Annotated in this window: 17 protein-coding genes and 2 pseudogenes; 8 read left to right on the forward strand and 11 right to left on the reverse strand. The window is 57.7% G+C overall.

The window, feature by feature from the left end:
- Positions 1-10: 10 nt before the first annotated feature.
- The 3 genes from VZP09_RS17170 to exbB all read right to left on the reverse strand — a co-directional run bounded on the left by VZP09_RS17170 (position 11) and on the right by exbB (position 2797).
- The gene (locus VZP09_RS17170; RefSeq protein WP_328795497.1) at positions 11-1429 is read right to left on the reverse strand and encodes an MFS transporter; all 1419 of its coding nucleotides are present in this window, start codon (positions 1427-1429) and stop codon (positions 11-13) included.
- Between the two features lie 204 nt (positions 1430-1633).
- Complete coding sequence (gene exbD / locus VZP09_RS17175) at positions 1634-2059, reverse strand: TonB system transport protein ExbD (RefSeq protein WP_002916785.1); 426 nt, start codon at positions 2057-2059, stop codon at positions 1634-1636.
- A gap of 6 nt (positions 2060-2065) precedes the next feature.
- The gene (gene exbB / locus VZP09_RS17180; protein ID WP_004174395.1) at positions 2066-2797 is read right to left on the reverse strand and encodes a tol-pal system-associated acyl-CoA thioesterase; all 732 of its coding nucleotides are present in this window, start codon (positions 2795-2797) and stop codon (positions 2066-2068) included.
- Between the two features lie 250 nt (positions 2798-3047).
- Here exbB and metC point away from each other — a divergent pair, with 250 nt between their 5' ends.
- Positions 3048-4235: a cystathionine beta-lyase gene (gene metC / locus VZP09_RS17185; RefSeq protein WP_004149836.1), complete on the forward strand. Its 1188-nt coding sequence runs from the start codon at positions 3048-3050 to the stop codon at positions 4233-4235.
- Between the two features lie 131 nt (positions 4236-4366).
- Entirely contained in the window at positions 4367-5026 is a 660-nt protein-coding gene (yghB, locus tag VZP09_RS17190; RefSeq protein WP_002916791.1) for a DedA family general envelope maintenance protein YghB, read from the forward strand.
- Between the two features lie 49 nt (positions 5027-5075).
- Here the strand turns inward: yghB and VZP09_RS17195 are convergent, their stop codons facing one another.
- Positions 5076-5975, reverse strand: coding sequence for an AraC family transcriptional regulator (locus VZP09_RS17195; RefSeq protein ID WP_004144552.1), 900 nt, complete (start codon positions 5973-5975; stop codon positions 5076-5078).
- A gap of 196 nt (positions 5976-6171) precedes the next feature.
- Here VZP09_RS17195 and yqhD point away from each other — a divergent pair, with 196 nt between their 5' ends.
- Complete coding sequence (yqhD, locus tag VZP09_RS17200) at positions 6172-7335, forward strand: alcohol dehydrogenase (protein WP_032415552.1); 1164 nt, start codon at positions 6172-6174, stop codon at positions 7333-7335.
- A 145-nt stretch (positions 7336-7480) separates the two neighbouring features.
- Positions 7481-8308: a 2,5-didehydrogluconate reductase DkgA gene (gene dkgA, locus VZP09_RS17205; RefSeq protein ID WP_002916796.1), complete on the forward strand. Its 828-nt coding sequence runs from the start codon at positions 7481-7483 to the stop codon at positions 8306-8308.
- A 35-nt stretch (positions 8309-8343) separates the two neighbouring features.
- Here the strand turns inward: dkgA and VZP09_RS17210 are convergent, their stop codons facing one another.
- The 7 genes and pseudogenes from VZP09_RS17210 to VZP09_RS17240 form a co-directional block, all read right to left on the reverse strand.
- Positions 8344-8871 carry a GNAT family N-acetyltransferase gene (locus VZP09_RS17210; protein ID WP_032425253.1) on the reverse strand — a complete coding sequence of 176 codons (528 nt, stop codon included), beginning with the start codon at positions 8869-8871 and terminating at the stop codon, positions 8344-8346.
- Positions 8871-11202: pseudogene (locus VZP09_RS17215) on the reverse strand (YgiQ family radical SAM protein). Before VZP09_RS17215 ends, VZP09_RS17210 begins: the two are co-directional and overlap by 1 nt.
- A 33-nt stretch (positions 11203-11235) precedes the next feature.
- Positions 11236-12648: a cell division protein FtsP gene (gene ftsP / locus VZP09_RS17220; RefSeq protein ID WP_004144547.1), complete on the reverse strand. Its 1413-nt coding sequence runs from the start codon at positions 12646-12648 to the stop codon at positions 11236-11238.
- A gap of 83 nt (positions 12649-12731) precedes the next feature.
- Positions 12732-13469 (reverse strand): 1-acylglycerol-3-phosphate O-acyltransferase, encoded by a 738-nt coding sequence (plsC, locus tag VZP09_RS17225; protein WP_002916826.1) that lies wholly within the window; start codon positions 13467-13469, stop codon positions 12732-12734.
- Between the two features lie 191 nt (positions 13470-13660).
- Positions 13661-15919 (reverse strand): DNA topoisomerase IV subunit A, encoded by a 2259-nt coding sequence (parC, locus tag VZP09_RS17230; protein WP_004181324.1) that lies wholly within the window; start codon positions 15917-15919, stop codon positions 13661-13663.
- Between the two features lie 120 nt (positions 15920-16039).
- A complete protein-coding gene (locus tag VZP09_RS17235) occupies positions 16040-16909 on the reverse strand; it encodes an AraC family transcriptional regulator (protein ID WP_002916831.1) in 870 nt (289 codons plus the stop codon).
- 77 nt (positions 16910-16986) lie between these two features.
- Positions 16987-17382 (reverse strand): YgiW/YdeI family stress tolerance OB fold protein, encoded by a 396-nt coding sequence (locus VZP09_RS17240; RefSeq protein WP_002916833.1) that lies wholly within the window; start codon positions 17380-17382, stop codon positions 16987-16989.
- Between the two features lie 150 nt (positions 17383-17532).
- Here VZP09_RS17240 and qseB point away from each other — a divergent pair, with 150 nt between their 5' ends.
- The 4 genes and pseudogenes from qseB to VZP09_RS17260 all read left to right on the forward strand — a co-directional run bounded on the left by qseB (position 17533) and on the right by VZP09_RS17260 (position 20619).
- Positions 17533-18192 (forward strand): quorum sensing response regulator transcription factor QseB, encoded by a 660-nt coding sequence (gene qseB / locus VZP09_RS17245; RefSeq protein WP_015958989.1) that lies wholly within the window; start codon positions 17533-17535, stop codon positions 18190-18192.
- A pseudogene (qseC, locus tag VZP09_RS17250) lies at positions 18189-19536 on the forward strand (quorum sensing histidine kinase QseC). The gene qseB and the pseudogene qseC overlap by 4 nt, the downstream one beginning before the upstream one ends.
- A 106-nt stretch (positions 19537-19642) precedes the next feature.
- Positions 19643-20224: an NAD(P)H-dependent oxidoreductase gene (locus VZP09_RS17255; RefSeq protein ID WP_002916840.1), complete on the forward strand. Its 582-nt coding sequence runs from the start codon at positions 19643-19645 to the stop codon at positions 20222-20224.
- 80 nt (positions 20225-20304) lie between these two features.
- Entirely contained in the window at positions 20305-20619 is a 315-nt protein-coding gene (locus VZP09_RS17260) for a putative quinol monooxygenase (protein WP_029602349.1), read from the forward strand.
- Positions 20620-20631: the final 12 nt, after the last annotated feature.

A 20631-nucleotide genomic window follows, 5' to 3' on the forward strand; every position in this document is an offset into this window, starting at 1 on the left:
TCGCATCTCCTCAGGCCTTTTCCGGAACGGCGTTTAGCGGCAAATGCGTCTCTGAATGCCCCTGCTGCTGACGCATGGACAGCTCGCGCTGAATTGTCTGCATCATTTTGTCATCAAGCTTATAGAAACGCGCCAGCCACCACAGGAGCAGGTAAGATAGTGATGGACCGAGGGTTAACAGCCCCACAATTCCCATTGTCGCCAGCGGAGTCTGCGCCGTTACGCCCGCCTGATAGCCAAATAGCCCAAGCGAAAAACCTACGGCGGCGCCAGCAACCGCCATGCCCATTTTCAAAGCAAACAGATTACCGGAATAGGATAATCCCGTGATGCGACGGCCAAATTTCCATTCGCCATAATCGGCAGCGTTGGCCATCATGTTCCATTTAAACGGCTGGTACATCTGATGGAAGAAGCCGACCAGGAAGTATAAAGGGAACACCACCGGCAGCCAGGTCGGCGGCACAAAGAACATTACGACGCCAACCAGGACCAGCAGGAGGTTGATATTTTTAAACAGCGATACCGCGCGATAGCGCTTGGCCAGCCATCCGGCGGCGATGCTGCCGATAATCGTGCCAACGACGCTGGTGGAAACAAATGCTGATTTCATGGCCGTTCCCGCCGCTGACTCCACACCGCCTAACATCAGGTAGGTTGCATAATAGAGCGTGGCGGCGCTGCGCATAACCCCGGCCATACTGGAGAAAAAAGTAATTATCGCCACAATACGCCACTGGTCATTCGCCAGCAGCTGACGGAGGTCTTCGCGTATGCTCCCCTGCTGTTCAACAGCTGGAGCCACGCGTTCTTTGGTANAGAAGAAGCAAAAAGCCAGCATTACAATAGCGATCGCGCCCATGATTCCCATTGTCGCCTGAAAACCAAACTGCTTATTTTCTTTACCGAAAAAATCCACCAGGAACAGGGTTGCGACAGAAACCATCAGACCGGCCAGAGATGAGATCGTAAAACGATATGACTGGGCTGAAAGGCGATCCTTCTCATCACGCGTAATGACTCCGCCCAATGCGCAGTAGGGAATATTGATAAAGGTGTAACACAGCATGAGTAAGGTGTAGGTCAGGTAGGCATAAACCAGTTTACCCGATGCGCCAAATTCCGGAGTCGTGAAGGTCATTACCGCCAGCACGGCATAAGGTACGGCAAACCAGATAAGCCACGGGCGAAAATGGCCCCAGCGGGTCTTTACACGGTCTGCAACAATGCCGGTTAGCGGATCGGTAATCGCATCCAGAACCCGCGTCACCAGGAACATCACTCCGACTGCGGCAGCAGAAAGCCCGTAAATATCCGTATAAAACCATGTCAGAAACATGGTTACCGAAGAGTAAACGATACCGCAGGCTGCATCCCCCATGCCATATCCCAGCTTCTCCGCAAATGACAGTTTATTATCGTGATTCACAATATAATCCCTCTCAGATGAAGTGGTATTCACTGTAGAGGCAGGATAAAAACTATCCTATTGTCATTTTTCGCATCGGGTTTATGTTTTCTGTTAACTGAGAAAGTTGTCACACATCTATAAGATTGGTCTTACAAGTTATTGCGTCACCTATTAAAAAGCTGGCGCAAGGCCAGCCTGAGGAGAAAAGTGGAAAGGGGGAGGTTACTTCGCTTTGACGGTCTCTTCGCCCACCAGCCCGATCTTGAGATAGCCCGCCTGATGCAGGGTATCCATCACTTTCATCATCGTCTCGTAATCGACGGTTTTATCCGCGCGGAAGAAGACGGTGGTATCTTTTTTGCCGGCGGTCAGGCTATCCAGGGCGTTAATCATATTCGCTTCGGTAACCGGGTCGTTGCCGAGGAACATGCTCTTATCCGCCTTCACCGACAGGTAGATGGGTTTTTCCGGTCGCGGTTGCGGCTGGCTGGAGGAGGCTGGCAGATTGACCTTCACGTCGACCGTCGCCAGCGGCGCGGCCACCATAAAGATAATCAGCAGAACCAGCATGACGTCGATAAACGGCGTCACGTTGATCTCATGCATTTCGCCGTTATCGTCCAGGTTTTCATTAAGACGCATCGCCATAGCCGATCAACCTACCCGTAATTTCTGCGCGCTGCGCACCGGCTTCACGCCGCTGGCGCTGAGGTCCAGATCGCGGCTTTGCAGCAGGAGTACCTGAGCGGCGACGTCGCCGAGCGAGGCCTTGTAGCTGCCGATCATGCGGGCGAAGATGTTATAGATGACCACCGCCGGGATGGCGGCGAACAGGCCGATGGCCGTCGCCAGCAGCGCTTCTGCGATGCCCGGCGCTACCACCGCAAGATTGGTGGTCTGGGTCTGGGCGATGCCGATAAAGCTGTTCATGATGCCCCAGACGGTACCAAACAGGCCCACAAACGGGGAAATGGCGCCGATGGTCGCCAGATAGCCGTTTCCGCGCCCCATATGGCGACCAACCGCCGCAACGCGGCGCTCAAGGCGAAAACCAGTTCGTTCCTTGATGCCTTCATTGTCTTCGGCACCGGCAGAGAGTTCGAGTTCGTTCTGCGCTTCATTGATAAGCTGGGTGGTGAGGCTTTTCGCCTCAAAGGCGCTGGCGATATCGCTGGCCTGATCGAGAGAGCGGGCTTCCGCCAGCTGCTGCTGTTCACGTTTGAGGCGACGCTTGCTGGCGAGGATTTCCGCCCCTTTACCGAAGAAGATGGCCCATGTGACGACCGACGCCAGAATCAGGCCAATCATCACCACCTTAACGACAATATCGGCATGATGATACATACCCCAAACGGAGAGATCCGCCTGCATCAAATTATTACCCACGCTCTATCTCCACGACGATAATCACAAAATCTGCCCACAATAATATCAAAACGACATCGAATTGATAGTGGTTCTCATTAGTATTTACACTGTGCAGCAAATCACGTTTATTTTCCTTGCGCTTACGCAGTAAAAAAGCGGCTAACCGCGGGCCGGGTAAAATTTTCGCCTGTATCGGCGGTGCGCTGGTACAGAAAAGCAGATTCATGTTAGTTTAGACGTCCAGACGTATAAAAACAGGTTCGTCAACATGGCTGATAAACATCTTGATACCGCGCTGGTCAACGCCGGGCGGAGCAAAAAGTACACCCAGGGCTCAGTGAACAGCGTTATCCAGCGCGCGTCATCGCTGGTTTTCGACACCGTCGAGGCCAAAAAGCACGCCACCCGCAATCGGGCCAACGGCGAGCTGTTCTACGGTCGTCGCGGCACCCTGACCCATTTCTCGCTGCAGGAAGCGATGTGCGAGCTGGAAGGCGGCGCCGGCTGCGCCCTCTTCCCCTGCGGCGCCGCGGCGGTGGCTAACACTATCCTGGCGTTTGTCGAGCAAGGCGACCATGTGCTGATGACCAATACCGCCTATGAGCCAAGCCAGGACTTTTGTACCAAAATTCTCGCCAAACTCGGCGTCACCACCAGCTGGTTCGATCCCTTAATCGGCGCCGATATCGCCCGTCTGGTTCGCCCTGAGACCCGCGTGGTGTTCCTCGAATCGCCCGGCTCGATCACCATGGAAGTGCACGATGTGCCGGCGATAGTCGCCGCCGTGCGTCAGGTCGCCCCGGAAGCGATTATCATGATCGATAACACCTGGGCGGCGGGGATCCTGTTTAAAGCCCTGGATTTTGGCATTGATATTTCCATTCAGGCAGGCACCAAATACCTGATCGGCCATTCCGACGCCATGGTGGGCACCGCGGTGGCGAACGCGCGCTGCTGGCCGCAGCTGCGTGAAAATGCCTACCTGATGGGGCAAATGCTGGACGCCGATACTGCCTATATGACCAGCCGCGGCCTGCGCACCCTGGGCGTTCGCCTGCGTCAGCATCATGAAAGCAGCCTGCGCATCGCCGAGTGGCTGGCGCAGCACCCGCAGGTGGCGCGGGTAAACCACCCCGCCCTGCCCGGCAGTAAAGGTCATGAGTTCTGGAAACGTGATTTCACCGGCAGCAGCGGGCTATTCTCGTTTGTGCTCAGCAAGCGCCTCAATGATGCCGAACTGGCGGAGTATCTCGACAATTTCAGCCTGTTCAGTATGGCCTATTCGTGGGGCGGCTTTGAGTCGCTGATTCTCGCCAACCAGCCGGAGCAAATCGCCCACATTCGACCGGATGCTGAAGTCGACTTCAGCGGCACGCTGATCCGCCTGCACATTGGTCTCGAAAATGTTGACGATCTGCAGGCGGATTTAGCAGCGGGCTTCGCGCGTATCGTGTAAAGTGACAGTCAGTGGCAACAATAGCGGACGCTTTTTAGCAAAGCGGCCGCTTTTGTTGCGCCCGGGATCAAGGTGCTCGGGCCTCTTCAGGAGTACACTAGTCAACAATACGGTACCACTTAGGAAAGTCCATGGTTGTCATTCAAGAGATTGTCGCCGCGCTGTGGCAACATGATTTTGCCGCATTGGCGAACCCTCACGTTGTGGGCGTTGTATATCTGGTTATGTTCGCGACCCTGTTTCTGGAAAACGGGCTGCTGCCCGCCTCCTTTTTACCGGGAGACAGCCTGCTGCTGCTCGCCGGCGCGCTGATTGCTAAAGGCGTCATGGACTTTGTGCCCACTATCGCCATTCTGACCGCCGCCGCCAGCCTCGGCTGCTGGCTGAGCTATGTGCAAGGGCGCTGGCTGGGCAATACGCAAACGGTGAAAGGCTGGCTGGCGCATCTGCCGCATAAGTACCATCAGCGCGCCACCTGCATGTTTGACCGCCACGGCCTGCTGGCGCTGCTCGCGGGCCGTTTTCTGGCGTTTGTCCGCACCCTGCTGCCAACCATGGCCGGGATTTCTGGCCTGCCGAACCGCCGCTTCCAGTTCTTCAACTGGCTGAGCGCCCTGCTGTGGGTCTGTGTGGTGACGGGTCTTGGCTATGCGCTGAGCATGATCCCGTTTGTGAAGCGCCATGAAGATCAGGTGATGACCTGTCTGATGATCCTGCCGATTGCCCTGCTGCTGGCTGGCCTGCTCGGCACGCTGTTCGTGGTCATTAAAAAGAAATATTGCAGCGCCTGACGCTTACCTGCCGGGGGGCCTGCGCCCGCCCGGCCGACCTTTCCCGGTATTACATCCCCTGCATCGTGCGAATACGCGCGGCGTCTTCTCCCGGCGTCAAACCGAAGTAGCGCTTAAACTCGCGGCTGAACTGCGAAGGGCTTTCATATCCCACGCGCATCGCCGCCGCGCTGGCCTTCATGCCGTCATGGATCATCAGCATTCGTGCTTTGTGCAAACGGTAGTTTTTCAGATACTGCAAAGGAGAAGTGCTGGTCACCGCTTTAAAATTATGGTGAAACGCTGACACACTCATATTCGCTTCCGCCGCCAGCCGATCGACGCTGAGGTTTTCGGTGTACTGGCTTTCGATATGCTTGAGCACGCGACTTATCAGGCTGAAGTGGGTCTGCCGGCTGACCAGCGCCAACAGCGCGCCGCCGCAGGGCCCCGTCAGCACATAATACAGAATTTCGCGGACGATTTGCTTGCCAAGGATCCGTGCGTCCAGCGGCCGCTCCATCACGTCAAGCAGCCGTTCGGCAGCGCACAGAATATCCTCCGAGAGTACCGCGGAGTTTATCCCGCTGGAGGCGACCGCGGGCTGAAACAGCGGATCTTCGCCAATATCCATCAGCAGCTCTTGCAGTTGCAGGATATCGACGTTCAGGCGCATCCCGGCGAGGGGCACCTCCGGGGTGGCAAAGGTTTCGCACTCGAAAGGTAGCGGCACGGTCAACAGTAAATATTCGTTTGTATCGTAGCGAAAAGTCCGTTCATTGATATAACCAATTTTATGGCCCGAAAAGAGAAAAACGATCCCCGGCTGATACATCACCGGCGTCCGGGGCCCCGGTTGCGTTCCGTACAGCAAACGGACGTCAGGCAGCAACGAACTTAACATTTCGTGCTTATCTTTCAGCAGGTTAATCTTCTCCGTTAATGTCCGACATATCTCTGCGTGTTGCATTGCCACCGTCTCTCCCGATGTTTCTTCACCTGTACATTGTGCGCAGGCCGCTACAAATTCTCCAGCCATATGGAGAAATAGGCAAGACATCGGCAGGAATGTGCATTGAGGGTCAACGGCGCCAGGACCACAATAACCTTCATCGGGCAGCGGTATCGTCCCTGTCGACGGTTTTACTCTTTGGAGGACTTAAGCAATGAATAATTTCGACCTGCATACCCCAACCCGCATTCTGTTTGGCAAAGGCGCGATTGAAAAGCTGCGTGAACAGATCCCGGCGGAAGCCCGCGTACTGATCACCTACGGCGGCGGCAGCGTCAAAAAAACAGGCGTCCTGGATCAGGTCTTCACCGCTCTGAATGGCCTGGATGTCCTTGAATTTGGCGGCATCGAGCCGAACCCGTCTTACGAAACCCTGATGAATGCGGTGAAACTCGCCCGGGAAGAGAAAGTGACCTTCCTGCTGGCGGTCGGCGGCGGTTCGGTGCTGGATGGCACCAAGTTTATCGCTGCAGCAGCCCACTACGACGCGGATATCGATCCGTGGGAAATTCTGGAAACCTATGGCAGCAAAATTGCCAGCGCCATTCCAATGGGCTCGGTACTGACTCTGCCGGCGACTGGTTCTGAATCCAACAAAGGCGCGGTCATATCGCGGAAAACCACCGGCGACAAACGCGCGTTTATGTCTTCGCACGTCCAGCCGCAGTTCGCGATCCTCGATCCGGTTTATACCTACACCCTGCCGCCGCGCCAGGTCGCGAACGGCGTGGTTGACGCCTTCGTCCATACCGTCGAGCAGTACGTGACCTACCCGGTAGACGGCAAAATCCAGGACCGCTTCGCCGAAGGCATTCTCCTGACCCTGATCGAGGATGGCCCGAAAGCCCTGCAGGAACCGGAGAACTATAACGTGCGCGCCAATATTATGTGGGCGGCGACGCAGGCGCTGAACGGCCTGATCGGCGCAGGCGTGCCACAGGACTGGGCGACGCATATGCTCGGCCACGAGCTGACGGCGATGCACGGCCTGGATCACGCCCAGACGCTGGCTATCGTGCTGCCGGCGCTGTGGAATGAGAAACGCGATGCCAAGCGCGAGAAGCTGCTGCAGTATGCCGAGCGCGTGTGGAATATTACCGAAGGCTCTGACGACCAACGTATCGATGCCGCCATCGCCGCAACGCGTCAGTTCTTCGAGCAGATGGGCGTGCCGACCCGCCTTTCCGATTACGGTCTCGACGGTAGCTCCATCCCGGCGCTGCTGGCGAAACTGGAAGAGCACGGCATGACTAAACTTGGCGAACATCAGGATATCACCCTGGACGTCAGCCGCCGTATTTACGAGGCTGCACGCTAAGCGCTCCCCGCCTGATTCACCTCTCCTTACGTTAAACAAACGCCGGGGAGAGGTGTTTTTACTACCGTTTTTAGCTATTTCGTCCAGACTTAATGCTACCCCTCGGCGGATCCTGCTTCGCCGAGTTCATTAACAGGAGGAAGGCATGACACATCCAACCGTTATAAAACTGCACGACGGCAACCTGATGCCGCAGCTGGGTCTCGGCGTGTGGAAAGCTGGCAACGAGGAAGTCGTCTCCGCCATTCATAAGGCGCTGGAAGTCGGTTATCGCTCTTTTGACACCGCCGCCGCGTACCAAAATGAGACCGGCGTCGGCAATGCGCTGCACAGCGCTGGCGTCAACCGCGATGAGCTCTTCATCACCACCAAGCTGTGGAACGACGATCAAAAACGGCCGCACGAGGCGCTGAAAGAGAGCCTCAGCAAACTGAAGCTGGACTATGTGGATCTCTATTTAATCCACTGGCCGGTACCGGCTATCGGCCATTACGTCGAGGCCTGGCAGGCGTTGATCGAGCTGCAGCAGCAGGGGCTGACCAAAAGCATTGGCGTGTGTAATTTCCAGGTACCGCATCTGCAGAAGCTGATTGATGAAACCGGCGTCGCCCCGGTGATCAATCAGATAGAACTCCATCCACTTATGCAGCAGCGTCAGCTGCACGCGTGGAACGCCACCCACAAGATCCAGACCGAATCCTGGAGCCCGCTGGCCCAGGGCGGCGAAGGCGTCTTCGATCAAAAAGTCATCCACCAGCTCGCCGATAAGTACGGCAAAACGCCGGCGCAAATCGTCATCCGCTGGCATCTTGATAGCGGTCTGGTGGTGATCCCGAAATCCGTCACGCCGTCGCGTATCGCGGAAAACTTTGACGTCTGGGACTTCCGTCTCGACAAAGATGAGCTGGGAGCGATCGCGAAGCTGGACCAGGGTAAACGTCTCGGTCCTGACCCGGATCAGTTCGGCGGATAATGCTCTCTCTTGCCATCGCCTTTAGCGCCTCGGCGTTAAAGGCGATCGTAGACCAGATGAATATCCTCTGGCTCCAGCGCAAACAGCGCCGGGTCGGGCTTATCCGCTAAGCGACATCCCTGAGCCAGATAAAAATCGACGGTGTTTTTGTTGGGGATCGACGAGATATAGAGGCCGGACGCCCCCATTTCTGGCAGCTGGTACAGGGCATACTGAAACAGTCGCCGCCCCCAGCCCTGGCCGCGCTTTCCCGCCCCGACATAAAAGAATAATAGCTGGCGCAGCTCGCCATTCATGCCGCGAGGCAGCGTATCCAGCGCCGCTGCGGCAATCATCTGCTCATCGTCAAAAAAGGCGAAAAAAATACCGCCGCGATCGTAACAGGCCTCGTGAATCGGAGTATAAACCTGACGATCGTGAGGGTCCCAGCCACGCACGTCATAATATTCCCGATAAGCCCGCAGCTGACCGTTATCGAGACGGTAGAGCGTATCGATAATTTCGCTGCGGTCTATCTCCCAGAGCTGGTCCAGTTGTTGTCGCGACAGGATGACCGGCGTCATCACCTCTCTCCTTTTTTCACAGATGTTCCCGGCGAGCGATCCCGCCGGGCCAGCCGCTTAGCGTGATACGGCCTTCGGCTTAACGCGTTTTTTCGCGCCAGCAGCGGCAGGCGTCTGGCGCTGATGGGCGATCGGCGTGTGCTTGGTCAGCGCCGGACGAGTATGGCGGTTCTGGCGACGCGCTTCACGCATTTCGTCCAGGGTTGGCGCTGGCACCAGGCAGTCGCGACGGGAGCCAATCAGGTGCTTCTTGCCCATCGCCTCCAGCGCCTGACGGATCAGCGGCCAGTTTGCCGGATCGTGGTAGCGGAGCAGCGCTTTGTGCAGACGGCGCTGTTTATCGCCCTTCGGCACCACCACCTCTTCGCTCTTATAACCAATTTTACCCAGCGGGTTCTTGCCGGTGTAATACATGGTGGTCGAGTTCGCCAGCGGCGACGGATAGAAGTTCTGCACCTGGTCGAGGCGGAAGCGATGCTTCTTCAGCCACAGCGCCAGGTTCACCATATCTTCATCACGGGTCCCCGGATGAGCGGAGATAAAGTACGGGATCAGATACTGCTCTTTACCCGCCTGCTTCGAATAGGTGTCGAACAGCTCTTTAAAGCGGTCGTAGCTGCCCATTCCCGGCTTCATCATCTTCGACAGCGGTCCCTCTTCGGTATGCTCCGGGGCGATCTTCAGATAGCCGCCGACGTGGTGGGTCGCCAGCTCTTTGATATAGCGCGGATCTTCGACCGCGATGTCATAGCGTACCCCGGAGGCGATAAGGATCTTCTTGATGCCCTTCAGCTCGCGAGCGCGGCGATAAAGATTGATCGTCGGCTCATGGTTGGTATCCATGTGCGGGCAAATATCCGGATAGACGCAGGAGAGACGGCGGCAGGTCTGCTCAGCGCGCGGCGATTTACAGCGCAGCATATACATGTTGGCCGTTGGCCCGCCGAGATCGGAGATCACCCCGGTAAAGCCGGGCACGGTGTCGCGAATGGCTTCGATCTCATTAATGATCGAATCCTCAGAACGGCTCTGGATTATGCGTCCTTCGTGCTCGGTGATCGAGCAGAACGAACAGCCGCCGAAGCAGCCGCGCATGATGTTGATTGAGAAGCGGATCATCTCATACGCCGGAATACGCGCATCGCCATAGGAAGGATGCGGCACCCGCTTGTACGGCAGCGCGAAGACGCTGTCCATCTCTTCGGTGGAGAGCGGGATTGCCGGCGGGTTGATCCAGATGTAGCGCTCGCCGTGCTTTTGCATCAGCGCCCGGGCGCAGCCGGGGTTGGTTTCGTGGTGCAAAATGCGCGAGGCGTGAGCGTACAGGACCTTATCGCCTTTCACCTTCTCGAAGGAAGGCAGCAGCACATAGGTTTTTTCCCACGGTTTGGGCCGCGGCGGTTGCACAGTAATGCTTTTCGCTTCCTGTTTTTTCGGCGCGACCGGTTTGTTATCGGCGCACGGCAGATCTTCACCGTACGGATGCGGGATGGGGTCAATTTTACCGGGCGTATCCAGACGGGTGGAGTCCACGCCGCTCCAGCCCGGCAGCGCCTCTTTCACCATGATGGCGGTATTGCGCACATCGCGGATCTGGTCGATGGTTTCGCCCATCGCCAGGCGATGAGCCACTTCCACCAGCGGACGCTCGCCGTTGCCGAACATCAGCATATCGGCCTTGGAGTCCACCAGCACCGAGCGGCGCACGGTGTCGGACCAGTAATCATAGTGGGCGGTACGACGCAGGCTGGCTTCGATGCCGCCGAGGATCACCGGCACATCTTTCCACGCCTCTTTACAGCGCTGGGTGTAGACGAGGGTAGCGCGGTCCGGACGTTTGCCCGCCACGTTACCCGCCGTATAGGCATCGTCATGACGTAGTTTACGGTCGGCGGTGTAACGGTTGATCATTGAGTCCATGTTGCCGGCGGTCACGCCGAAGAACAGGTTCGGTTTGCCCAGACGCATAAAGTCGTCTTTGCTGTTCCAGTCCGGCTGGGAGATGATCCCTACCCGGAAACCCTGCGCTTCCAGCATGCGGCCGCAGATAGCCATCCCGAAGCTCGGGTGGTCGACATAGGCGTCGCCGGTGACCAGAATAATGTCGCAGCTATCCCAGCCAAGTTGATCCATCTCTTCACGCGACATCGGTAAAAAGGGCGCAGGGCCAAAACAGGCAGCCCAGTATTGCGGCCAGGAAAAAAGGTCACGATCCGGTTGGATCAGGGATATTGCGCTCATATTGCTTCCGGGGAAAATGATAAAAAAATAACCAAAAGGGCGTGGATTATAAGCCGGAATGATAGTGGAAATGAAGGAGGATTTTCTCAAACCCTGACCGTGCGCCGGCCAGGGTCAAAGAGATTACGGCGCGGGATTCACCAGCATCTGGCCGATCGAGCCGCGATCGGCAAGCTCCAGCGTCTGGCTCAGATACTGGAACGGGAAGTGCGGCCACGACGGTTGAGCGTAATAGACCAGCAGCTCAACCTGCCCGTCGACCCACACGGTGTCCTTCCAGCCGCGATCTTCCGGGAAAGGAGACGAGCCGTTGACATTACGGATCTGGAACATCACCCCTTCAATATGGAACGACTGTGGGCGGTCGGCGCGCACCGTCCAGCGCTCCCAGGTCCCCTGCTGCGCCGTGATATCGATACGCTGCGGATCCCACAGCTGGCCGTTGATGCCCGGATCGTCGCCAAGGGTGATATCCCGGCTGCGGATCGGCGTACCGGAGAGCAGCTCGGTCGGCAGCAGGCGCACCGGCAGACTGTCGGTCACCAGCGGCAGCAGCCCGGTCGGACGCAGCGTCAGCACCAGCGTGGAGACCAGGATGCTTGACGGTTCAAAAAAACCGCGGATACGGTCGACGATGCTCGCCGCTTCGCCGCAGGTAATGGATACTTCATCGCCGTTAGTCATATCGACCAGAATTTCACGCCGCTCCCCCGGGGCCAGCGATAGCTGCTTGAGCGAAACCGGCGCCGGCAGGAATCCCTGATCGCCGGAAATCACATGCAGCAGTCGGCCATCGCTCATCTGCAGCTGATAGCGCCGGGAGTTGGAAGCGTTCAGCAGGCGCAGGCGCACCCAGCCGCGCGACACTTCAACATAGGGGCTCTGCACGCCGTTAACCAGCAGCGTGTCGCCCACAAAGCCGCCGCTGCCCGGTTCGCTATATTCCGGCGTGCCGAAGTTATCCAGCCGTTTATCCTGAATAATCACCGGGAAGTCATCGACGCCATAGTGGTTAGGGATCGGCAGGTTCTTGCTGACCTCGTCTTCCACCAGCCACATGCCCGCCAGACCGTTGTAAACCTGTTTCGCCATCCGGTTCGGCGTGTTGGCCTGATACCACAGCGTCGCCGCGCTCTGGCGGATAGGCAGCACCGGCGCCCAGTCGGCGTTCGGCGACATCATGCGCGCCGCGCCGCCAATCAGCGGGCCAGGCACCTGCAGACCGCGGATGGTCATCGCCACGTTCTCCGTCAGGCGGTTGCTGTAGATAAGCTTGACGTCGTCTCCGTTCCAGACGCGGATCGTCGGCCCCATATAGCGGCCATTGATCCCCCAGACGGGGGCGCGGGTGCCGGGGGTAAACGACCAGTGGGAACGCTGCAGCGTCAGAAACAGCGGCTGGCCGCGACGAGATTCCAGCAGCGGCGGAACCGGCAGCGCAGGCTGCTGGCCGGCGGCATGGGCCTTCAGCGGCGCGGCGCCAGCGCACAGCGCTACGCCGGAAGCCTTAATAAACTGACGCCGACTGAGTGACATATTAACTCCATGACATACTGACAAATGAAAAAGGGAATTCGTTTCCCGCCAGCAATACGCGCGCGTTGGCGGCGTTTCCTGTCTTATTGCTTTCCAGCCGCTTCGCGCTCGGCCACTTCGTTGTCCAGATCAGCGATTTTGGCGGCCATCAGCTCGCGGCAATGCGTCGCCAGCGCGCGCACGTTGTCTTTACCAAACTGCGTGGTATCTACCGGCGGCAGCATTTCCACAATCACCAGACCGTTGTTCCAGCGATTGAGCTTTATTTTATTCGATGTATTCGAGACACACACCGGAATAATCGGCACCCCAGCGGCAATAGCCGCGTGAAAAGCCCCGGTTTTAAACGGCAGCAGGCCGCGGCCGCGGCTGCGGGTCCCTTCCGGGAACATCCAGAACGAAATTTTACGCTTTTTAAAAGCGTTGACGACTTCGGCAATAGTGCCGTGCGCTTTGGTTCGGTTATTACGGTCAATCAGCAAATTGCCCGTCAGCCAGTACAGTTGGCCAAAGAACGGGATCCACAGCAGGCTCTTTTTACCTACGGTGACCGTCGGAGCCTGCACGATATTCGACGCCGTCACCATATCATAGTTGTTCTGGTGGTTAGCGATGTAGATCGCGTTACCATAGCTTTCCGCGTCGGCGGGTTTGCGTAGCTCTACCTTGAGGCCAAATACCGGAGATAAACGGCCAAACAGATGGCCGAAAGTGGCAACGTGTTTTGGATTACGTGGGCTGAACAAGCAGTACAGACAGCCAAGTACGCACACTACGATGCAATAAATGACCACGAAAATTACTCGAAAAATGAATAGCATAGCTACCTCTAAAACCCAAACCGCTTAGAATTATTCGCTGCTGGCAGAAGGCAGGCTCACAAGTTCTGCGCAGGCCGGGACCGTTCTTCCTGGGTCCCTGATGATGGACATTGTTAATCGCAACGCCTGAATAAACAACGATTTTGCGGCATTTTTTCGTCTCCTCCCGTCAAAGACGGGAGGAGACGCGCTTACTCTTCGCTATCGCCTGCCGCGGCACGACGCGGCGAGTCAATTTCCACGCGGTCAATTTTCTGCAGCCCGCGCATCAGCGAACCGCGGCGGCCGCGCTCGCCGGTGACTTTTTGCAGCTCTTCCGGACGCAGTTTGATCTTCCGTTTGCCGACGTGAATGGTCAGCGTACTCTGCGGCGGCAGAACAAACAGATGTGCCAGACCGTCCTGGCCGGCTGCGGCTTCCGCCGCCGGAATGCTGATAATTTTGTTGCCCTTGCCTTTCGACAGCTGCGGCAGATCGCTGACCGGGAACATCAGCATCCGCCCGGCGGCGGTGATGGCCAGCAGCATATCGGACTCATCCTCAATCACCAGCGGCGGCATCACGTGCGCGTTGTCAGGCAGGGTGATTAGCGCTTTCCCGGCACGGTTGCGCGCCACCAGATCGTTGAAGGTACAGACGAAACCGTAGCCCGCGTCGGAAGCCATCAGCAGTTTCTGATCGTCGCTTTCCATTAGCATATGCTCCACGGTCGCGCCCGGCGGCAGGGTCAGTTTGCCGGTAAGCGGTTCACCCTGGCCACGCGCGGAAGGCAGAGTAATCGGATCGATGGCATAGCTGCGTCCGGTGGTATCGATAAACACCACCGGCTGGTTGCTCTTGCCCTTCGCCGAGGCTTTCCAGCTGTCGCCCGCCTTATAGCTCAAGCCCTGGGCGTCAATGTCGTGTCCTTTGGCGCTGCGCACCCAGCCCATCTGCGACAGAACGATAGTCACCGGCTCAGACGGCAGCATGTCATGCTCGCTCATCGCTTTCGCTTCTTCACGCTCGTGAAGCGGCGAGCGACGGTCGTCGCCGAAGGCATCGGCATCGGCCTGCAGCTCTTTTTTCAGCAGGTTGTTCATCTTACGTTCAGACGCCAGAATCGCCTGCAGCTGGTCGCGCTCTTTTTCCAGCTCGCTCTGCTCGCCGCGGATCTTCATCTCTTCCAGTTTGGCGAGGTGGCGCAGTTTTAATTCCAGAATCGCTTCCGCCTGGGTTTCGCTGATGCCAAAGCGCGACATCAGGGCCGGCTTCGGTTCATCTTCAGTGCGGATGATCTCAATCACTTCATCGATATTAAGAAACGCCACCAGCAAACCTTCGAGGATATGCAGGCGCTTCAGCACTTTCTCTAACCGATGGTTTAGACGGCGACGCACGGTATCGCGACGGAACACCAGCCACTCGCTGAGGATCTCCAGCAGGTTTTTCACCGCCGGGCGGCCGTCAAGGCCGATCATATTGAGGTTGATGCGGTAGCTCTTCTCCAGATCGGTGGTGGCGAACAGGTGGTTCATCACCTGTTCCATATCCACCCGGTTGGAGCGCGGGACAATCACCAGACGGGTCGGGTTTTCGTGGTCCGATTCGTCGCGCAGATCGTCAACCATCGGCAGCTTTTTATTGCGCATCTGCGCCGCAATCTGCTCCAGCACTTTGGCGCCAGAGACCTGATGCGGCAGCGCACTGATCACCACCGCGCCGTCCTCTTTACTCCACACCGCGCGCATGCGCACTGAGCCGCGCCCGTTCTGGTAGATTTTGCGAATTTCCGCCCGCGAGGTGATGATCTCCGCCTCGGTCGGGAAATCCGGCCCCTGTACGATATCCAGCAGTTCGTCGAGGGTGGTTTTCGGCTGCTCAATCAGCGTAATCGCCGCTTTGGCCACTTCCCGCAGGTTGTGCGGAGGAATATCGGTCGCCATGCCTACCGCGATGCCGGTGGTGCCGTTCAGCAGGATGTTCGGCAGACGCGCTGGCAGCATTTTCGGCTCCTGCAGCGTGCCGTCAAAGTTTGGCACCCAGTCGACCGTCCCCTGCCCCAGCTCGCTGAGCAGCAGCTCGGCATACTTCGACAGGCGGGATTCGGTGTAACGCATGGCGGCGAAAGATTTGGGATCGTCCGGCGCCCCCCAGTTTCCCTGACCATCCACCAGCGGATAGCGGTAAGAGAACGGCTGCGCCATCAGCACCATCGCTTCATAGCAGGCGCTGTCGCCGTGCGGGTGATATTTACCCAACACGTCGCCGACGGTGCGGGCGGACTTTTTGAATTTCGCGCTGGCGTTCAGCCCCAGCTCGGACATCGCATAGACGATGCGACGCTGGACCGGTTTTAAGCCATCGCCAATAAACGGTAATGCCCTGTCCATGATCACGTACATGGAGTAGTTCAGGTAAGCATTTTCCGTAAATTCATGCAGCGCAAGGCGCTCTGCCATATCGCTCATTAATCGTGGATCCTCAATCTGGGTACCGACCGTTCGGACGGCAAAACTACCCGCGATAATACCCGATCTCACGCCCTGAGTCACAGGCCGTGAGANNNCTGAGGATTCCGTCACGCTTAATCAGGCCAGCGGCAGATAAATATCGGTTTGCAGTTCATGCTCAGCCACCTCATGGACAAAATTGAGGTAACGGAAGTACACCGGAAAATCCCGTAACGTCTCGCCTGAAGCGGGTAACCAGTCGCGATAGAGAAACCAAACGCTGTTCGCCAGCGTGTCCAGCGAGCCGTGATGGCGCACGACGGCGCAGCGTCCGCCGGGGATTTCGCCGTTAATCACGCCAAAGGCGTTTTCACCAACCGGCCGATCGACCGTACCGCAGATATCAAAACGAAATGCCTCCTGCGGGGTGGTCTGCGGATCGTCCCAGGCGATCCCCCAGGTATCGCTGGTGGCGACGGGCGATAGTCCGCTCGTCTTACGCCAGGCGATAAAACGCGCGGCGGTGGCGTTGACAAGGTCCGGGCTACCGCGATGTTGCAGTACGGCTATCCGGGTGGAGGGGCACGAAATAATGTTGACGTCCATCGACGTTTGCTCCTGTAGCGTATGTTTCGGTACGCGTCGATGCCACTCGGCCCAGTCCGGTTGTTGACGGAATTGGGTCGGGCTTTGGTCAAACGCGGTACGGAAGGCACGACTGAACGACTCCGCATTCTGAAATCCGGCATCAAGGGCAATATCGATGACTTTATCGCGGGGGTTGAACGCCAGGCGCCAACAGGCGCGTCGCAGACGCAACCACTGAATATACCGGTACAATGGAATGCCGGTATAAGCGCTAAATTGCCGGTGAAAATGGTAAGGCGAACTGTGCGCTATCGCGCTCAGCGTCTCCAACGACAGCGGCTCATCAAGATGGCGCGCAATGTACCTACAGACGCGCTGGAAGCGCCCGACATACGCCGGGCTGGCCTTAATATCGTTCATCGTCTCCTCCTCGCGACATACTCTGACAGAGCGAGGATCGCGATTCCTGACCGATCTTGCGCTTATCCGACGGAGACTTATGGCGCGATTTTACGGATCTGTTTAACGTCGATTTCTACCGAGTTCCAGTCCTTATCGACTTCCCCCTGAATTTCTACTGTGTCCTGCGGGCCGACGGTCACGCCGTTCCAGCGCTTGTGGTCGATATCGACATTGATCACCCCGGAAGCATCCTGGAATTTATACAGGTCATCAGAGATGCGCTCGACGATTTTACCGCGCAGGGTCACCCAGGTGTCATCACGCAGCGACTTGGCGTTCGCCACGGTGGTCACCGCGCCGCTCGGCCCGGTGAAGCCGCCAGCCTGGGTGGTAGTGGTAGTAGACGGTCCGGTGAATCCTCCCTGCCCGGCGGCCAGTACAGGCATGGAAACCAAAGCAATAATCGCGGTCATCGCAGCAATTTTTTTCATCTTATATTCTCCCTTTTGTGTTGGTATGGCTCCTATTACGCCCGACAAAACTTAACGACTTCTTAAGCGGAGAAAAGAAATTTTAATGCTGTACATCACCCGCTTCAACGCGGTTTACTGCGCAAAGAAACGGGATCGTCGGAGGGAAACATGCGCATATTACTGGTGGAAGATGACAAGCTTATCGGCGACGGCATCAAAGCCGGGCTGAGCAAAATGGGCTTTAGCATTGACTGGTTTACCGCCGGGCTGGAGGGCAAAAATGCCTTATACAGCGCCCCCTACGACGCCGCAATCCTTGACCTCACCCTACCCGGCATCGATGGCCTCGATATTCTGCGCGAATGGCGCGATAAAGGCCGCCATGAGCCGGTGCTGATCCTCACCGCCCGCGATGCCCTCAACCAGCGGGTGGAGGGCCTGCGCCTGGGCGCCGATGACTACCTGTGCAAACCTTTCGCCCTGATTGAGGTGGCAGCGCGCCTCGAAGCGTTGATCCGCCGCGCGCACGGCCAGAGCAGCAGCGAACTGCGCCACGGCAAGGTGATCCTCGATCCGAACCGCTTAACCGCCAGCCTCGACGGCGAAAGCCTGGCGCTGAAGCCGAAGGAGTTCGCCCTGCTGGAACTGCTTATGCGCAACGCCGGGCGCGTATTGCCGCGTAAGCTTATCGAGGAAAAGCTCTACACCTGGGACGACGAGGTCTCCAGCAACGCCGTGGAAGTTCACGTCCATCATCTGCGCCGCAAGCTCGGCAGCGACTTTATCCGTACCGTCCACGGCATCGGCTATACCCTGGGTGACGCATGAAACGACTTGCCCGCCTGAGCCTGCGCCTGCGCCTGACGCTGCTGTTTGCCGTACTGACCACCGCCGCCTGGGGAATGGCCAGCGTTATCGCCTGGCAGCAGACCAGCAAAAAGCTGGATAAGCTGTTCGATACCCAGCAGCTGCTGTTCGCTCGCCGCCTGAGCGCCATGCATTTCGATGAACTGCGCGCCCCGCCTGCCTTGCTCGGGGAAAAGAAAAAGGTACGCCACGGGCACATCGACGACGACGCGCTGGCGTTCGCCATCTTCACCCGCGACGGCAAAATGGTGCTTAATGACGGCGAGAACGGAGAGGATATTCAGTGGAATTCGCAGCGCGAGGGATTCAGCGATGGCTATCTGCGTGACGACGATGACGAGTGGCGTTTCCTGTGGTTAACCACCGCCGACGGCCGCTACCGCATCGCCGTCGCAGGAGTGGGATTACCGGCGCGAAATGGCGATGGATATCGTGACCTCGCAGCTCACCCCGTGGATGGTTGCCCTGCCGCTGATGTTCGTGCTGCTCATCGTGCTGTTAAGCCGCGAGCTGGCGCCATTGAAAAATCTGGCGCGCACGCTGCGCCTGCGCGCGCCGGACTCGGCGGATTCGCTCAGCGTGGAGAAGATCCCCGCCGAAGTTCGCCCGCTGGTCGAAGCGCTGAATCAGCTGTTCCGACGCACTCACGACGCCATGCTGCGCGAGCGTCGGTTTACCACTGATGCCGCCCATGAGCTACGCAGCCCGCTGGCGGCGCTGAAGGTGCAGACCGAAGTCGCCCAACTCTCCCTGGACGATCCCGAAGGGCGTGAGAAAGCGTTGGATCAGCTCCACCAGGGGATCGATCGCGCCACCCGACTGGTGGATCAGCTGCTGACGCTGTCGCGGCTGGACTCGCTCGCCCAACTGGATGATGTGCAGCAGGTCGCTATCGCCGATCTGCTGCAGTCGGCAGTGATGGAGATGTATCACCCGGCGCAGCAGTCCGGGATTGAGCTGCGCCTGCATCTTAATGCCAGCCATATCGTCCGCACCGGCCAGCCGCTGCTGCTCAGTCTGCTGGTGCGCAATCTGCTGGATAACGCCGTACGCTATAGCCCTCGCGGCAGCCAGGTCGATATCACGCTCAACGCCCGCGAGTTCCGGGTGCGCGATAACGGCCCAGGCATTAGCCCGCAGGCGCTCTCGCGCATTGGCGAGCGTTTTTATCGTCCGCCGGGGCAGGAGGCGCCGGGCAGCGGCCTGGGCTTGTCGATCGTCCGGCGCATCGCCTCGCTGCACGGCATGCAGGTTGATTTTGCCAACGCGCGCGACGGCGGCTTCGAGGCCCACGTGTACTGGTAGCGAGATTATTGCTCATTTGGCAAAAGACTTTGCACATTTTGCTCATTTTACTGCCCCGCTTCGCGGGGTAAGATCGTCGGCAAATTTTCATATATGAGGGTAAAAAATGAGCAACATCCTGATTATCAATGGGGCGAAAAAGTTCGCGCACTCTAATGGTCAACTGAACGACACCCTGACCGAGGTCGCGGAGAGTTATCTGCGCGACGCCGGGCACGATGTTAAAAGCGTTCGCGCCGAAAGCGAGTACGACGTAAAAGAAGAAGTACAGAATTTCCTGTGGGCCGATGTGGTGATCTGGCAGATGCCGGGCTGGTGGATGGGCGCTCCGTGGACGGTGAAAAAATATATGGATGACGTCTTTACCGAAGGCCACGGCTCGCTGTACGCCAGCGATGGCCGTACCCGCTCCGACGCCAGCAAAAAATATGGCTCCGGCGGCCTGGTGCAGGGGAAAAAATATATGCTTTCTCTGACCTGGAACGCGCCGATGGAAGCCTTCACCGACAAAGACCAGTTCTTCCACGGCGTCGGCGTTGACGGCGTTTACCTGCCGTTCCATAAAGCCAATCAGTTCCTCGGCATGGAGGCATTGCCAACCTTTATCGCCAACGACGTGATAAAAATGCCTGATGTCCCGCGGTATATCGCAGAATATCGCAAGCATCTGGCGGAAATTTTTGGTTAACTAGGGGTCTAGCTCTACATATTTCGAGTTATTGGAACCTGGAGTATGACGAGATCCACACAGAANGAGTTGAGTTAACCATGTTAACAGTGATTGCAGAAATCCGTACCCGCCCGGGCCAGCACCACCGCCAGGCGGTTCTCGATCAGTTCGCGAAAATTATTCCGACCGTTTTGCAGGAGGCCGGCTGCCACGGCTATGCCCCGCTGGTGGATCATGCCTCCGGCGTCAGCTTCCAGACCACGGCGCCCGACTCTATCGTCATGGTCGAGCAGTGGGAAAGCGTCGCGCATCTTGAAGCACACCTGCAAACCCCGCACATGAAAGCCTGGTCGGAAGCGGTCAAAGGCGATGTGCTGGAGACCACCATCCGTATCCTGCAGGCCGGCGTCTAAGCCCGCCGACGC

This window comes from Klebsiella sp. EMBS2024 (assembly GCF_036233805.1).
Taxonomy (GTDB): domain Bacteria; phylum Pseudomonadota; class Gammaproteobacteria; order Enterobacterales; family Enterobacteriaceae; genus Klebsiella; species Klebsiella pneumoniae.

Excerpts from the sequence above, each read along its gene's own strand:
- VZP09_RS17260 (WP_029602349.1), top strand. The coding sequence starts at position 20,305 with ATGTTAACAGTGATTGCAGAAATCCGTACCCGCCCGGGCCAGCACCAC.
- VZP09_RS17235 (WP_002916831.1), bottom strand. The coding sequence starts at position 16,909 with ATGAACGATATTAAGGCCAGCCCGGCGTATGTCGGGCGCTTCCAGCGC.
- metC (WP_004149836.1), top strand. The coding sequence starts at position 3,048 with ATGGCTGATAAACATCTTGATACCGCGCTGGTCAACGCCGGGCGGAGC.
- VZP09_RS17210 (WP_032425253.1), bottom strand. The coding sequence starts at position 8,871 with ATGACGCCGGTCATCCTGTCGCGACAACAACTGGACCAGCTCTGGGAG.
- qseB (WP_015958989.1), top strand. The coding sequence starts at position 17,533 with ATGCGCATATTACTGGTGGAAGATGACAAGCTTATCGGCGACGGCATC.
- yghB (WP_002916791.1), top strand. The coding sequence starts at position 4,367 with ATGGTTGTCATTCAAGAGATTGTCGCCGCGCTGTGGCAACATGATTTT.
- plsC (WP_002916826.1), bottom strand. The coding sequence starts at position 13,469 with ATGCTATTCATTTTTCGAGTAATTTTCGTGGTCATTTATTGCATCGTA.
- VZP09_RS17240 (WP_002916833.1), bottom strand. The coding sequence starts at position 17,382 with ATGAAAAAAATTGCTGCGATGACCGCGATTATTGCTTTGGTTTCCATG.
- yqhD (WP_032415552.1), top strand. The coding sequence starts at position 6,172 with ATGAATAATTTCGACCTGCATACCCCAACCCGCATTCTGTTTGGCAAA.
- parC (WP_004181324.1), bottom strand. The coding sequence starts at position 15,919 with ATGAGCGATATGGCAGAGCGCCTTGCGCTGCATGAATTTACGGAAAAT.
- ftsP (WP_004144547.1), bottom strand. The coding sequence starts at position 12,648 with ATGTCACTCAGTCGGCGTCAGTTTATTAAGGCTTCCGGCGTAGCGCTG.
- VZP09_RS17255 (WP_002916840.1), top strand. The coding sequence starts at position 19,643 with ATGAGCAACATCCTGATTATCAATGGGGCGAAAAAGTTCGCGCACTCT.
- dkgA (WP_002916796.1), top strand. The coding sequence starts at position 7,481 with ATGACACATCCAACCGTTATAAAACTGCACGACGGCAACCTGATGCCG.
- exbD (WP_002916785.1), bottom strand. The coding sequence starts at position 2,059 with ATGGCGATGCGTCTTAATGAAAACCTGGACGATAACGGCGAAATGCAT.
- VZP09_RS17195 (WP_004144552.1), bottom strand. The coding sequence starts at position 5,975 with ATGCAACACGCAGAGATATGTCGGACATTAACGGAGAAGATTAACCTG.